The organism is Limnobacter sp., from assembly GCF_043511195.1.
Taxonomy (GTDB): Bacteria; Pseudomonadota; Gammaproteobacteria; order Burkholderiales; family Burkholderiaceae_B; genus Limnobacter.
The window spans coordinates 210,094-223,710 of record NZ_CP121330.1 but is presented as its reverse complement, the minus strand read 5'-3'; the positions used below and the strand labels follow the sequence as shown (position 1 = coordinate 223,710).

Annotated in this window: 14 protein-coding genes; 13 read left to right on the top strand and 1 reads right to left on the bottom strand. The window is 53.4% G+C overall.

Features of this window, described 5'->3' with window-relative positions:
• The first annotated feature begins 69 nt into the window (after positions 1-69).
• Positions 70-720, top strand: a complete 651-nt coding sequence (gene pdeM, locus P0D43_RS01110) for a ligase-associated DNA damage response endonuclease PdeM (protein WP_394673034.1) — start codon at positions 70-72, stop codon at positions 718-720.
• 18 nt (positions 721-738) lie between these two features.
• On the opposite strand, the gene P0D43_RS01105 is transcribed toward pdeM, so the two are convergent.
• Positions 739-1,191 carry a DoxX family protein gene (locus P0D43_RS01105; RefSeq protein ID WP_394673033.1) on the bottom strand — a complete coding sequence of 151 codons (453 nt, stop codon included), beginning with the start codon at positions 1,189-1,191 and terminating at the stop codon, positions 739-741.
• Positions 1,192-1,417: 226 nt separating this feature from the next.
• On the opposite strand from P0D43_RS01105, the gene P0D43_RS01100 reads away from it, so the two are divergent.
• From P0D43_RS01100 to P0D43_RS01045, 12 genes are all read left to right on the top strand, one after another.
• Positions 1,418-2,032, top strand: coding sequence for a TetR/AcrR family transcriptional regulator (locus P0D43_RS01100; RefSeq protein WP_341236886.1), 615 nt, complete (start codon positions 1,418-1,420; stop codon positions 2,030-2,032).
• 17 nt (positions 2,033-2,049) lie between these two features.
• Complete coding sequence (locus P0D43_RS01095; RefSeq protein WP_159568966.1) at positions 2,050-3,840, top strand: acyl-CoA dehydrogenase C-terminal domain-containing protein; 1,791 nt, start codon at positions 2,050-2,052, stop codon at positions 3,838-3,840.
• A gap of 75 nt (positions 3,841-3,915) precedes the next feature.
• Positions 3,916-6,321 carry a 3-hydroxyacyl-CoA dehydrogenase/enoyl-CoA hydratase family protein gene (locus P0D43_RS01090; RefSeq protein WP_394673032.1) on the top strand — a complete coding sequence of 802 codons (2,406 nt, stop codon included), beginning with the start codon at positions 3,916-3,918 and terminating at the stop codon, positions 6,319-6,321.
• Positions 6,322-6,332: 11 nt separating this feature from the next.
• Complete coding sequence (locus P0D43_RS01085; protein WP_394673031.1) at positions 6,333-7,532, top strand: acetyl-CoA C-acyltransferase; 1,200 nt, start codon at positions 6,333-6,335, stop codon at positions 7,530-7,532.
• Positions 7,533-7,603: 71 nt separating this feature from the next.
• The gene (locus tag P0D43_RS01080) at positions 7,604-8,371 is read left to right on the top strand and encodes an enoyl-CoA hydratase (RefSeq protein WP_159568963.1); all 768 of its coding nucleotides are present in this window, start codon (positions 7,604-7,606) and stop codon (positions 8,369-8,371) included.
• 24 nt (positions 8,372-8,395) lie between these two features.
• Positions 8,396-9,196, top strand: a complete 801-nt coding sequence (locus P0D43_RS01075) for an acyl-CoA thioesterase II (protein WP_159568962.1) — start codon at positions 8,396-8,398, stop codon at positions 9,194-9,196.
• 17 nt (positions 9,197-9,213) lie between these two features.
• On the top strand, positions 9,214-10,779 hold the full coding sequence (locus tag P0D43_RS01070) for a PQQ-dependent sugar dehydrogenase (protein WP_341236883.1): 1,566 nt from the start codon (positions 9,214-9,216) through the stop codon (positions 10,777-10,779).
• Positions 10,780-10,863: 84 nt separating this feature from the next.
• The gene (locus P0D43_RS01065) at positions 10,864-11,124 is read left to right on the top strand and encodes a DUF2007 domain-containing protein (RefSeq protein ID WP_341236882.1); all 261 of its coding nucleotides are present in this window, start codon (positions 10,864-10,866) and stop codon (positions 11,122-11,124) included.
• A 49-nt stretch (positions 11,125-11,173) separates the two neighbouring features.
• The gene (locus P0D43_RS01060; RefSeq protein ID WP_159568960.1) at positions 11,174-11,419 is read left to right on the top strand and encodes a GlsB/YeaQ/YmgE family stress response membrane protein; all 246 of its coding nucleotides are present in this window, start codon (positions 11,174-11,176) and stop codon (positions 11,417-11,419) included.
• A gap of 83 nt (positions 11,420-11,502) precedes the next feature.
• Positions 11,503-11,790, top strand: a complete 288-nt coding sequence (locus P0D43_RS01055) for a hypothetical protein (protein ID WP_159568959.1) — start codon at positions 11,503-11,505, stop codon at positions 11,788-11,790.
• Between the two features lie 423 nt (positions 11,791-12,213).
• Complete coding sequence (locus P0D43_RS01050) at positions 12,214-13,143, top strand: tripartite tricarboxylate transporter substrate binding protein BugD (protein WP_159569686.1); 930 nt, start codon at positions 12,214-12,216, stop codon at positions 13,141-13,143.
• 19 nt (positions 13,144-13,162) lie between these two features.
• Entirely contained in the window at positions 13,163-13,615 is a 453-nt protein-coding gene (locus P0D43_RS01045) for a tripartite tricarboxylate transporter TctB family protein (RefSeq protein ID WP_341236881.1), read from the top strand.
• Positions 13,616-13,617: the final 2 nt, after the last annotated feature.

Here is a 13,617-nt window from a genome sequence, read left to right as displayed (position 1 = left end):
TCGGAAAAAATAAGCTTTTTATCTTGTTACACTCCGGTCTGGTTCAGCGTGGGCAATGCAATGGGTGGGATGAAAGTACTGCAAAGCGGGGAGTCGGGCTGGCCATTGAGCACGCAGGCGGGTGAATTGGTGCTGTCAGCCCGGCGCGTAGCTTATTCACCTGTGTTGAAGGCGCTTTTTGTCGCAGATGTTCATTTGGGCAAAGCAGCCACCTTTCGAAGCCTTGGCGTGCCAGTGCCAGCCGGGACCACGCAGGAAAATCTCGATCGCTTGTCCTTGGCCATTGCCGACCACCAGCCACATGCCATTTATTTCCTCGGTGACCTGTTGCATGCCAAGGCAGCGCACAACAAAGACCTGCTTGAAAAACTGCACGCCTGGCGTTTGCAGCACGCTGATATCGACATGACACTGATTCGCGGCAATCACGACAGCAAGGCGGGCGACCCTCCAGCAACCCTGAATATCACGGTGGTGGAAGAGCCTTTTGTGTTGGGTGGTTTTGCTTTGTGTCATCACCTGCACACCGTGCCAGGTGCCTTGGTGTTGGCCGGGCACGAACACCCAGTGGTGGTGCTCAATGGAAAAGGCAGAAGCAGGGCGCGTTTGCCTTGCTTCTACCTTAAGTCAGATCAATTGATACTGCCTTCATTTGGTGCGTTCACCGGTGGTTATCAAGTCAATCCCCAGGTCGGTGAGGCCGTATTTCCAGTGGTTTAATCACTGACCAGGCGCGCCTTACTTGCCTTTGCTCAGGCCCAGCTTTCCACCACCCAAGGCCACAATCATCAACAAACCGCCAGCTACGCTGATGTTTTTCATGAACATCAACTGCTGCACATAGGCTTGATCGGCTGGCATGGTCCAGTAGTTGTGAAACAGCACCGATGCCGCCAAAGTGAAACCTGCCAGCAGCAAGGCTGCAATACGCACCTGGAAGCCAACAATCAAAGCCAGGCCTGCGCCAATTTCAACCGCAATTGTGAGCACGGTCAGCAGCTCTGGAAAGGGCAAGCCCACGGAACCGATGTAGCCCGCTGTGCCTTCGAACCCACCAATTTTGCTGAAACCAGCCAGTACGAACATGGTCGCAAGCAAAACCCGGCCAAGCAGGGCGATTGTGGGCGCTGAGTTGTTCAAGGCACTGTCTACTACATTGGTCCCAGTGTGTGTTGCATTTGCTGTAGTCATTTCAATTCTCCGTATTGGGTTTGCGATTCACTGAATCGATGGTTGAATCTTGCGCGTTCGATTGTTAAAAATCGAGTGGCGTTTTTCGCAGTGTTTGTTCAAATATTTTGAATAAATGAATTACACCCATGGGGCTGTAGAGGAATTTCTCTAACCTGGGCCATTCCCTTTTTCCCAAAGAAATAGCGTACACTCATAAAAAAACGAACGTTCGGTCTATTTTTATATGCGCAAAGGTGAACAAACCCGAGCCGCCATCGTAGAGGCGGCGCTAGAAATCGCGTCCACGCAAGGACTCGAGGGTTTAACCATTGGTTCTATCGCAGAAAAAATGACCATGAGCAAAAGTGGTGTGTTCGCCCATTTTGGCTCGCGTGAAGAACTTCAAATCGCAGTACTGCAAGAGTACGAAACACAATTCATCGATGCCGTATTGTTTCCCTGCCTGAAAGAGCCCCGTGGACTGCCGCGTTTGCGTGCAATCTTCATGCGCTGGCTTGATCGAATTGGCAAAGAAATCGACAGTGGTTGCATCTATATTTCAGGCGCGACAGAATACGATGACAGGCCAGGGGCGGTTCGCGATGTCCTGGTGAAAATGCATCGCGACTGGCAAAAAGAAATGCACCGTGCCACGGCACAGGCCATCGAAGAAAATCATTTACCGGCCAATCAGGCGCATGCGGACCAGCTCGTTTTCGAGATGGTTGGCCTGATTCTGGCAGCCCACCAGCAAGGTCGCCTTATGGGTGACACTTTGTCTGTGAGGCGGGCAAGCCAAGGCTTTGAACGCATGATTCAGCATTACCAGCAAACCCAGTCAGAAATTCTGAGCCAGTAGTACCAGGAGACACTTCAATGAGCCAATACACGCCCCCAGTCCGCGACATGCAATTTGTACTGCACGAAATGTTCAATGCGGAAGCCACTTTCAAAAGCATTCCCGCCTTTGCGGAAATTGACGCTGACACCATGAATCAGATCATGGAAGAAGGCGGCAAGTTCTGCGCGGAAGTATTGCAACCGCTGAACGCCGTGGGCGATTCCGAAGGTTGTACCTTGAACAAGGCCGATCATTCCCTGAAAACGCCAACAGGCTTCAAAGAAGCCTATCAACAGTTCGTTGAGGCCGGTTGGGCTTCGCTCAGCTGCGACCCCAACTACGGTGGTCAAGGCTTGCCGGTTACTGTGAACCAGACTTTCTATGAAATGATGAACAGCGCCAATCAGGCCTGGACCATGTACCCCGGCCTGACCCACGGTGCCTACGATTGTCTGCACGAGCACGGTAGTCAGGAACAAAAAGACCTGTATTTGCCCAAGCTGACCAGCGGTGAATGGACTGGCACCATGTGCCTGACCGAGCCCCATTGCGGTACCGACCTGGGTATGTTGCGCAGCAAGGCCGAGCCACAAGCTGATGGCAGCTACAAAATTACCGGTGCGAAAATTTTCATCAGCAGTGGTGAACACGACATGGCCGAGAACATCATTCACCTGGTGTTGGCACGCCTGCCCGACGCACCTGTGGGCACCAAGGGCATTTCGCTGTTCCTTGTTCCCAAGTTTGTTCCCAATGCAGATGGAACCCTGGGCGAACGCAACCCGATTTTCTGCGGCGCCATTGAACACAAAATGGGCATTCACGGCAATGCAACATGCCAAATGAACCTGGACGGCGCAAGCGGTTGGTTGATCGGCCAGCCTCACCGCGGTTTGGCTGCCATGTTCGTGATGATGAACGCAGCCCGCCTGGGCGTGGGCATGCAGTCACTGGGCCTGACCGAAGTGGCTTATCAAAACGCCGTGGTGTACGCCAAAGACCGTATTCAAGGCCGTTCATTGACCGGCCCCAAATCAGCAGACAAACCTGCAGATGCCATTATTGTTCACCCCGATGTTCGCAAAATGCTGTTGACCACCCGCGCCTATGCCGAAGGTGGCCGGGCATTGTGCCTGTGGACTGCGCTTGAGCTGGACAAAGAACTGAACCACCCAGACGAAGCAGTTCGCAAGGAAGCTTCCGACATGGTTGCCCTGGCCACCCCCATTGTGAAAGCCTTTATTACCGACAATGCATGGGAAGCCACTTCACACTGCATGCAGGTGTATGGCGGCCATGGTTACATCGCCGAATGGGGCATGGAACAGTATGTGCGCGACAGCCGCATCAACATGATTTACGAAGGCACCAACACCATTCAATCACTCGACCTGCTGGGTCGCAAAGTGTTGGGCGATGGCGGCGCCAAGTTGATGAAGTTCGGCAAAATGGTTCGTGCTTTGTGCGAAGCTGAGGCCAACAACCCAGCCATGAAAGAGTTTGTAGAGCCCTTGGCCGACTTGGGCGACAAGGTCAGCAAGCTGACCATGGAAATTGGTGGCAAGGCCATGCAAAACCCGGATGAAGTGGGTGCCGCTGCTGTGGATTACCTGCGCGTAGTGGGCCACTTGTTCTATGGCTACTTCTTCGCACAAGCTGCAAAAATCGCGCTTGAAAAACAAGCCAGTGGTGACAAGTTCTACACCGCCAAGCTGCACACGGCCCGTTTCTACTTCCAGAAAATGCTGCCCGAAACCGCCATGCTGATTCGCAAGGCGCGTGCAGGTTCCAGCAGCCTGATGGAAATGGAAGCCGACCTGTTCTAATCAATCTGTCCCGCAGTACCCCGTGGTGTTTAATTACCACGGGCGTTCAAACCAATTAACTCGAAGGAGACACGCGTGTCCAATTTCATCGTTCGCAAAGTCGCCGTGCTCGGCGCTGGCGTGATGGGTGCTCAAATTGCTGCCCACTGTGCCAATGCCAAAGTGCCAGTGGTGCTGTTTGATTTGCCCGCCAAGGAAGGCCCCAAGAATGGCATCGTTGACAAAGCCATCTTGAACCTGACCAAGCTGAAGCCTGCCCCGTTTGGCGCTAAAGACGTTGCGCAATATGTGCAAGCTGCCAACTACGAAGAGCACCTGGAGCTGTTGCAAGGTTGCGACCTGGTGATCGAAGCGATTGCTGAACGCATGGATTGGAAACACGATCTATACAAAAAAGTTGCGCCGCACATCAATGCCACCGCAATTTTTGCAACCAACACCTCGGGCTTGAGCATTTCCAAGCTCAGCGAAGGTTTTGATGCTGAACTGAAAAGCCGCTTTTGTGGCGTTCACTTCTTCAATCCGCCCCGCTACATGCACCTGTGCGAACTCATTCCATTGAGCACCACGCGCCAGGACATTCTCGACAATCTGGAAACGTTCCTGACCACCACTTTGGGCAAGGGCATTATTACAGCCAAAGACACGCCCAACTTCGTGGCCAACCGCGTGGGCGTGGCCGGCATGCTGGCCACCATGGCCGAAGCACAGAAGTACGGTATTCCATTCGACATCGTTGATCAGCTGACCGGCTCTAAATTGGGTCGTGCAAAGTCCGCCACATTCCGCACTGCCGACGTGGTGGGTCTGGACACCATGGGCCACGTGATTGCAACCATGCAAAACACACTGCCCAACGATCCGTTTGCACCCAGCTACGCCACACCCGCCGTATTGAAGGCCTTGGTTGAAAAAGGTGCCTTGGGCCAGAAAACCAAAGGTGGCTTCTTCAAGAAAGAAGGCAAGCAGATCATGGTGTTTGATGCAAACACCAGCGGCTACGTACCTTCTGAAGGCAAGGCCGACGAAGCTGTGTTGAAGATCTTGAAAAACCGCAACGTGGCCGAGCGCATGGCGGCACTGCGCGCTTCCGAGCACCCGCAAGCCAAATTCCTGTGGGCCATTTTCCGCGATGCATTCCACTACATCGCCTTCCACTTGAACGAAATTGCCGACACCGCACGTGAAGTGGACTTCTCGCTGCGCTGGGGTTACGGCTGGACAGAAGGTCCATTCGAAACCTGGCAAGCTGCAGGCTGGAAACAGGTTGCTGAATGGGTAAAAGCGGACATTGATGCCGGCGAAGCACTGTGCAATGCACCGTTGCCAGCTTGGGTTTTTGAAGGCCCAGTGGCAGACAACGGCGGCGTGTACAGCACAGCTGGTGCATTCAGCCCAGCCTCGAATTCCTTCGTGCCCCGCAAAGATTTGCCTGTGTACCAGCGCCAAGTTTTCCGCGCCAAAGTATTGGGCGAAACAACAGTCACTGGTCACAACGGCGGCACAACCATCAAGGAAAACGACGCGGTTCGCATTTGGACGGCACCCGGCCATGACGACGTGCTTGTTTTGTCCATCAAAACAAAAATGCACGCCATTGGCCCCGATGTCATCACCGGCACCCACGAAGCCATTGCCTTGGCTGAGAAAAGCTACAAAGGCTTGGTGCTCTGGAGCCCGGATGAACCGTTCTCCGCTGGTGCCGATTTGCAGGCCATGTTGCCCGCATTCATGCAAGGCGGTGGCAAGGCCATCGAACCCATGGTTGCAGAATTCCAGAAGGGCACAGCCGCACTGAAATACGCACAAGTTCCAACCGTGGCCGCCGTAACCGGCTTGGCTTTGGGTGGTGGGTGTGAATTCGCAATTCACTGTGCTGCACGTGTTGCAAACCTGGAAAGCTACATGGGTCTGGTGGAAGTGGGCGTTGGTCTGATTCCCGGCGGTGGTGGTTTGAAAGAGATCGCTGTAAACGCTGGTCTGGCTGCTCAAAAAGCCGGTTCTGCCGACGTATTGGCTTTCCTGAAAGACGGCTTCATGACCGCTGCCACTGCCAAGGTGGGCACATCGGCCATGGAATGTCGCGACCTGGGCTTCATCAAGGAATCCGACACCATCGTCTTCAACAGCCATGAACTGCTGTACGTCGCAATTTCACGTGCACGCGCCATGTTCGATGGCGGCTATCGCCCACCCCACAAAATCAAGGGTGTGCCCGCCGCTGGCAAGTCTGGTTACGCCACAATCAAGGCGCAACTGGTCAACATGCGCGACGGTGGTTTCATCTCCGCCTACGACTTCCACTTGGGCTGTGTCATCGCCGAAGTGGTGTGTGGTGGCGAAATTGAAACTGGCTCCTTGGTGGATGAAGAGTGGTTCCTGAATCTGGAACGCAAGCACTTCGTGAAGTTGCTCGACAACCCCAAGACACAAGAACGAATCATGGGCATGCTGCAAACCGGCAAACCCGTACGTAACTAAGGAGAGCAAACATGGCTCAAACTTGTAAAGATGTTTACATTGTCGCAGCAACGCGCACACCAATCGGCAAGGCTCCACGCGGCATGTTCAAAGACACCCGCCCCGATGACCTGCTGGTGCACGCCATTGCCAGCGCCATGGCCCAGGTGCCCACGCTCGACCCCGCTTCAATCAACGATGCAATCGTAGGTTGTGCATTCCCCGAAGGCGAGCAGGGCATGAACATGGCCCGTATCGCTGTGTTGCTGGCAGGCCTGCCCAACACCGTGGGTGGCGTTACCATCAACCGCTTCTGCGCATCTGGTATCACGGCTGTTTCCATGGCCGCCAATGCAATCGCCATGGGCGAAGCTGAAGTCATGATCGCTGCCGGTGCAGAAAGCATGAGCATGGTGCCCATGAGCGGCAACAAGCCCAGCTTCAACAATGCGATTTTCCAGAAAGACGAGAACCTGGGCATTGCGTATGGCATGGGCATGACCGCTGAAAAGGTTGCCCAGCAGTGGGGTATCAGCCGCGACGCGCAAGACGAGTTCGCACTGAATAGCCACAAAAAGGCAATCGCAGCCCAACAGGCTGGCGAGTTCAACGACGAAATTACGCCCTTCACCGTGGTCAAAGCCACGCCCGATTTGGCCACTGGTGAAATCAAAACTTCCAGCAAAGAAGTGAAGCTGGACGAAGGCCCCCGTGCCGACTCGTCCATCGAAGGCCTCACCAAACTGCGCCCCGTGTTTGCTGCCAAAGGCTCTGTAACAGCCGGTAACAGCTCGCAGATGAGCGACGGCGCAGGCGCACTGATTCTGGCTTCTGAAGAAGCTGTGAAGCGCTACAACCTGACTCCGCTGGCCAAATGGCGTGGTTTTGCGGTGCGCGGTGTACCCCCGGAAATCATGGGCATTGGCCCCAAGGAAGCAATTCCTGCCGCGTTGAAAACAGCTGGTTTGAAAACCAGCGACATCGACTGGTTTGAATTGAACGAAGCGTTTGCCGCACAATCGCTGGCCGTGATGAAAGACCTGGAGCTGGACCCAAGCAAGGTGAACCCCATGGGCGGTGCGATCGCCTTGGGCCACCCGCTGGGCGCAACCGGTGCAATTCGTGCAGCCACTGTGGTGCATGCACTGCGCAGACACAACCTGAAATACGGTATGGTCACCATGTGTATCGGCACCGGCATGGGTGCAGCAGGCATCTTCGAACGCGTGTAATTTCAGCGCGAACAAAAGCGGGTGTGGGTGCAAACCTTCACCCGTTTTTTTAACTGACAGGGAATACGGCAGTGGACATTCAAACAGAAATCAGCAACGGGCTGATGACCATCACCATCAATCGGCCCGAGCGTAAAAACTCATTCACCAACGCCATGTACACCGCGCTGGCCGATGCGTTTCGTGATGCCACCCACAGCAGTGGCGTAAAAGTGGTGTTGCTTAAAGGGCATGAAGGCTGCTTTTCCGCAGGCAACGATCTTGGCGATTTCTTGAACAACCCACCGACCGATCTTGATGCACCCGTGTTCCGTTTCCTGCGCATGATCTCCATGTTCCCCAAGCCCGTGGTGGCGCAGGTTCAAGGTTTGGCCATTGGCATTGGCACCACCGTACTGTTGCACTGCGACTTGGTCTACGCTGCAAGCACGGCAAAATTTTCCATGCCTTTCGTAAAACTGGGTTTGTGCCCTGAAGCGGCATCGAGCCTTTTGCTGCCCATTTCCGCGGGCTATCAGAAAGCCGCTGAATTGCTGCTGCTCGGCGATCTATTCACTGCATTGAAAGCCTACGACACCGGCATTGTTTCCGACGTACTTGAACCGGAAACACTGGATGCACACGTGCAGGCGCAAGTGAAAAAACTGCTCGACTTGCCACTGACCAGTTTGTTGACCACCAAGCGCCTGATGAAGTCGGTGACCAAGGCTGCCATTTCAGAAAAAATGGCCGAAGAAGGGCACTTGTTCATGAGCATGATTCCGCAAGCGCCAGCGCAAGAGGCATTCAAAGCGTTTGGCGAAAAACGCGCTCCCAATTTCAAGCAATTCGAACATTAATTCAATAAGCACCAAGGGCCCAGCATGACCGTCGCACTCTCCGAAATTTTATCCAGCCGCCGCTTGAGTGGTGACACCGTCACCTTCCAGGCCACGGAAGACTGGATGCAGGGCCGTACCATGTTTGGTGGCTTTTTGTCCGCATTGGCTGTGGTGGCCATGCGCGACACCCTGGGCATTGACATGCCATTGCGTGCCTTGCAAACCAACTTTGTGGGCCCCGTACCCGCCGGTGATGTGGTGTACCGCACGCGACTGCTTCGGCAAGGCAAAAGTGTCAGTCAGGTGCAATGTGAAATTTACAGCGACGAAACACTGGCTGGCCTCGTGGTCGGCGTGTTCGGTGCTCCGCGTGAAACAGCACTGCCAGTGTTGACACCCGAGCACAAGCCGCTTCCCAAGGCGGTTGAAAACATTCCTGCCTTGCCCTTCATTCCCAAAATTACGCCCAACTTTTTGCAGCATGTTGAAATGCGCTGGGCAGTGGGCAGCATTCCTTACATGGGCACACCCTTTTGGGAAAGTGGCATTTACATTCGCGCCACCGACAAAAATCTCAGTCCGGAAGTACTGATTGTGATGCTCAGTGATGGCCCACCCACGCCATGCTTAAGTCACTTCAAAGGGCCCGTCATGGCCAGCTCTGTGAGCTGGTCGCTTGAATTGCCGCCCATGCCCGCCAACATCGACAGCGAAGGTTGGTTCCAAATCGACATGGAAACCAAAGCAGGTGCTGACGGTTACGTGAATCAAAGTGCCAAGCTGTGGACTCCGAATGGCGAATTGGCCTCGCTGGGCTATCAGGTGGTGGCGGTTTACGGTTGATTGCAGGAAGCGCATTCGTGAGTCACACAAACAAACGGTTCTCCATTGTCCTGGTTTGGCTTTTGGTCTGGTTGGTGGGTTCTGTACTGGGCACACTGGTCCAGTCTCAAATCAATTTGAATGCCTTGCAAAACCTGGGTGTCAGTATTCCGTTGGATACCCGCCTTCACACCACAATTCATGATCTTGGGAACTTCTCGCCGGTTTATGCGGTCATTTTCGGGTGTAGTTTTGCGGTGTCTCAGGTCGTCGCATTGCTGTTTACGCGCTTCACCGGCACTGCATGGCATACTTTTTGGTGTGTGTTCGGTGCTGCCTTGGGCCTGTGGGTAACTTTTAAAGTGGTCGACATGATTGCACCAATGCCAATACTGATTTCATCCACCCGCACCGCTGGCGGCATGCTCTCCATGCTTGCTGCCGCTGCAGTGTCGGGTGCCTTGTTCTCGAAATTATCGACTCGCAAGTTGTCGGCAGGCCCGGCTTTGGCTGTCTTGTTGGTTGCAGGTTTTGCATTGCCGCCCGGCGATGTGCTTGCTCAAGCAGGTAAGTCTTACAAGATCGAAACCTTTGTTGATGGCTTGGATAGTCCCTGGTCCATGGCGTTTTTGCCGGATGGTCGTGCATTGATCACGGAAAAGCCAGGCCAGTTGCGCTTGGTCGGGGCAGACGGCAAAGCAATGAGCAAACCATTGGATGGCGTACCACAGGTGTTTTACAGCGGGCAGGCAGGTTTGTTCGACGTGTTGCCTGCCAGTGATTTCGCGCAAAACCAGCAAATTTTCCTGAGCTATGCCTGCGGCACCCGCAGTGCAAACCATCTTTGTGTCTCCAGTGCAAAGCTCGGCACCAATAGTCTCGAGAACGTGAAAGAAATTTTCCGCTCCCAAATGGCCAAGTCCGGCAGTGCGCATTACGGTGGTCGCATGGCCTGGCTACCCGATAACACATTGATTGTGACGCTGGGTGACGGCTACAGCTACCGCGAAGAAGCGCAGAACCTGTCGAACCACCTTGGAAAAATTGTTCGTATCAATGCCGATGGTTCGGTGCCCAAGGACAATCCTTTCGTGGGCAAGCAAGGCGCACGGCCCGAAATTTACAGCTATGGTCACCGCAATGTGCAGGGGCTGGCCTACGACACAGCCAACAAGCGCTTGATTGCGCATGAGCATGGCCCACGTGGTGGCGACGAGGTGAATGTGATCACCCCCGGCACCAATTACGGTTGGCCCAAAGCCACCTATGGCATTGATTACACCGGCGCACAAATTTCACCCTTCAAAGAATACGAAGGAACCCAACAACCTGCAATTTATTGGGTGCCGTCCATTGCACCCTCTGGCATGACTGTTTACAACGGCGATATGTTTCCCCAGTGGAAAGGCAACTTGCTGGTGGGCGCATTGAAGGCACAACAGGTCAGCCGTGTGGTCTTGAAAGGCAACAAGGCTTCGGAGGAAGAAGTGTTGTTCAAAGAGGTCGGTGCCCGTTTTCGTGACATTCGCACCGGTCCGGACGGCGCCATCTATCTGCTGACCGACAGCTCGGACGGCAAGGTGCTTCGCGTGAGTGCCCGGTAAGCCCAATTCCCACAACGATGCAGGCAACGTCTTATCACCCAGTAACGCTTTTTTAGGCTAGTCTGGGAGGTAAGGGGAAACGCCATGAAGATTGTATTCAAAGCCGGCAACATCATTGAGGCGCACATCGTCGCAGGCATGTTAAACGCATGCGACATCCAGACTTACGTCGGGGGACATTTTTTGCAAGGTGCTGTGGGTGATCTTTGCCCCAGCGGGTTCGCCAATGTGTTTGTCGCGCCAGAGGATTTTGATTTGGCCTGCACATTGATTGCCGAATACGACGCGTCAGCCCAGATTCTAATCAATTCCGATTTCGTTTCAACTCAGACCAAGTTGGCCTGACTCAGTTCACTCGAACGGGGATGGCCCTGTTCATCCAAGGAGAAATCGTATGAGTTTATTGGTATTTCTAATCGTGGGGCTGATCGCCGGCTGGCTTGCTGGACAACTCGTCCGAGGCGGTGGATTCGGACTGGTCGGTGACCTGGTGGTGGGTGTAGTTGGCGCTTTCCTCGGCGGCTTCCTGTTCAATTTTTTCGGAGTGTCTGGCGGAAGTGGCCTGATCGGCAGCATTGTTGTAGCCACAATTGGTGCAATTGTCCTTCTCATGTTGATTCGCCTCGTAAAAAGGGCGTAAGCGAGTCCGAAGTTGATCAACTGGGCAGTCTGGTTTGGCGCTATACTGCGAGCCCGACCTGCCCAGCCTAAAGAAGGATCCTCATGGCGCTCAAATCCACCGACATGGCCAAAAACATGGCCAAAAAACTTGATGGCTCACTTAAATCAGAGAGTCTGCCAGATCGCTTTGGTCAAGCCGCCAAGGCCTCATCCAACAAGCGCGAACGCGCAGCGGACATTCCTGCAAGCAAGCTGGTGCCGGTCAATTACAGGCTGCCTGCGGAACTGGTGAGTCGCCTGCGCGAATATGCAGTCAGCCAAGAAGAAGGGGTTAATCAGGTGGTGGCCACAGCCTTGAATGAATGGTTGGCGGGTCAGGCCAAAAAATAAACTCTGCTGAACTTCATGCTTCCCCGCTCGTTCGGTCTCATTCTGGCCGAACCGTCAATTTATTTTTTCCAATCGAAGTCGTATCGATTGGCTAAAGACCTTCCCGCAAAAAACTCAAAAATATTCGTTTAAGTTTCTTTATTGATTCACTTAGTAAATCTTAATCGATTGGTGATGTTTGTCGCCTTGCATTATTTGATTGAAACTTCCCCCAGATTGGCTAATGCTGCGGTTTCTGCGTATATGGAAAACCACAATTGCTGCGCATCACGGGCATGCTGATACTCCATCCACCTGCGCAAATATGTGTGGAAATTCAATAAGAAAAACAGCTTTCGCAGTTGACATTCTGATACCAATCACAAGGAGAGTTCCGTGAAGAAATCGATTAAATCCGTATTGGCAGTGGCCCTGTTGGGCTTGATGGGTTCTGTTCAGGCACAAGATGCTTACCCATCCAAAGTCATCACCATGCTGATTCCGTTTGCAGCGGGTGGCCCAACTGACACGGTTGGTCGTCTGATCGCACAGTCCATGTCCAAAGACCTTGGTCAGCAAGTGATTGTTGAAAACCTGGGTGGTGCTGGCGGTACGCTGGCAGCTGGCAAAGCAGCACGCTCTGCACCCGATGGTTACAATGTTTTCCTGCATCACATTGGTCAATCCACAGCACCTTCGCTGTACCGCAAATTGTCTTACAACGCTTCTTCTGATTTCGAAACCATTGGCTTGGTCACCGATGTGCCCATGACCATTGTGGCTCGCGGCAACATGCCTGCCAAAAACATGCAAGAGCTCTTGGCTTACATCAAAGCAAACAAAGACAAAGTAACTTACGCCAACGCAGGTATCGGTTCAGCTTCGCACCTGTGCGGCATGTTGTTCCAGACTGCTGTGGGTGTAGACCTTACAACAGTACCTTACAAGGGCACAGGCCCAGCCATGAATGATTTGTTGGGCGGTCAGGTTGACTTTATGTGTGACCAAACCACCAACACGACCAGCCAAATCAAGGGCGGAAAAATCAAGGGTTATGCAGTCACCACCAAAACTCCAGTGGCTTCATTGTCCGACTTGCCAACGCTGGACAAAGCCGGTTTGCCAGGCTTTGAAGTGGCCGTTTGGCACGGTTTGTATGCGCCCAAAGGCACACCCAAGCCCATCATTGACCGTTTGAACAAAGCACTGAATGTTGCGCTGAAAGACCCCAACGTGATTTCCCGTTTTGCCGAATTGGGAACTGAGCCAGTGAGCGCTGAGCGAGCCACGCCTGCAGCACACCGCAAGCATCTGGATGCAGAAATTGCCCGCTGGAAGCCAATTATCGACAAAGCTGGTCAGTACGCTGACTGATCAATAACTGAGACTCAAAATGCCAAAAGATTTACGTGACTTTTGGGCCGGGCTGCTGTACCTGATTATCGGTGCAGCAGCTTTGTACATGGCTGCTGACTATGAAATGGGCGCAGCCATCAGCATGGGCCCCGGTTATTTCCCCAAAGTGCTCAGTGGTTTGCTCATATTGATCGGAACCGCTTCACTCATTCGTTCCTTCTTTGTTCAAGGTGAACCTCTTGAAGGTTTTCCTTTTGCAAAAATTATTTATGTGACTGTCTCCATCATTGCATTTGCCTTGCTGGTGGAAGGCGCAGGTTTGGCAATTGCGGTGATGACGCTATTTGGTATTTCTGCAATGGCCAGCAAATTCTTCAATTGGAAGTTCACCCTGGGTATCGCTTTTGGCGCAGCTATTTTTTGTAGCCTTGTGTTTGTCAAAGGCTTGGGTATTCCGCTGCCCATTTTTGGGTCTTGGTTTGGAATGTAATC

Bases quoted from the DNA above. Each gene is read 5' to 3' on its own strand.
- pdeM (WP_394673034.1), top strand. From the start codon at position 70: ATGAAAGTACTGCAAAGCGGGGAGTCGGGCTGGCCATTGAGCACGCAG.
- P0D43_RS01105 (WP_394673033.1), bottom strand. From the start codon at position 1,191: ATGACTACAGCAAATGCAACACACACTGGGACCAATGTAGTAGACAGT.
- P0D43_RS01100 (WP_341236886.1), top strand. From the start codon at position 1,418: ATGCGCAAAGGTGAACAAACCCGAGCCGCCATCGTAGAGGCGGCGCTA.
- P0D43_RS01095 (WP_159568966.1), top strand. From the start codon at position 2,050: ATGAGCCAATACACGCCCCCAGTCCGCGACATGCAATTTGTACTGCAC.
- P0D43_RS01085 (WP_394673031.1), top strand. From the start codon at position 6,333: ATGGCTCAAACTTGTAAAGATGTTTACATTGTCGCAGCAACGCGCACA.
- P0D43_RS01075 (WP_159568962.1), top strand. From the start codon at position 8,396: ATGACCGTCGCACTCTCCGAAATTTTATCCAGCCGCCGCTTGAGTGGT.
- P0D43_RS01065 (WP_341236882.1), top strand. From the start codon at position 10,864: ATGAAGATTGTATTCAAAGCCGGCAACATCATTGAGGCGCACATCGTC.
- P0D43_RS01060 (WP_159568960.1), top strand. From the start codon at position 11,174: ATGAGTTTATTGGTATTTCTAATCGTGGGGCTGATCGCCGGCTGGCTT.
- P0D43_RS01055 (WP_159568959.1), top strand. From the start codon at position 11,503: ATGGCGCTCAAATCCACCGACATGGCCAAAAACATGGCCAAAAAACTT.
- P0D43_RS01050 (WP_159569686.1), top strand. From the start codon at position 12,214: ATGGGTTCTGTTCAGGCACAAGATGCTTACCCATCCAAAGTCATCACC.
- P0D43_RS01045 (WP_341236881.1), top strand. From the start codon at position 13,163: ATGCCAAAAGATTTACGTGACTTTTGGGCCGGGCTGCTGTACCTGATT.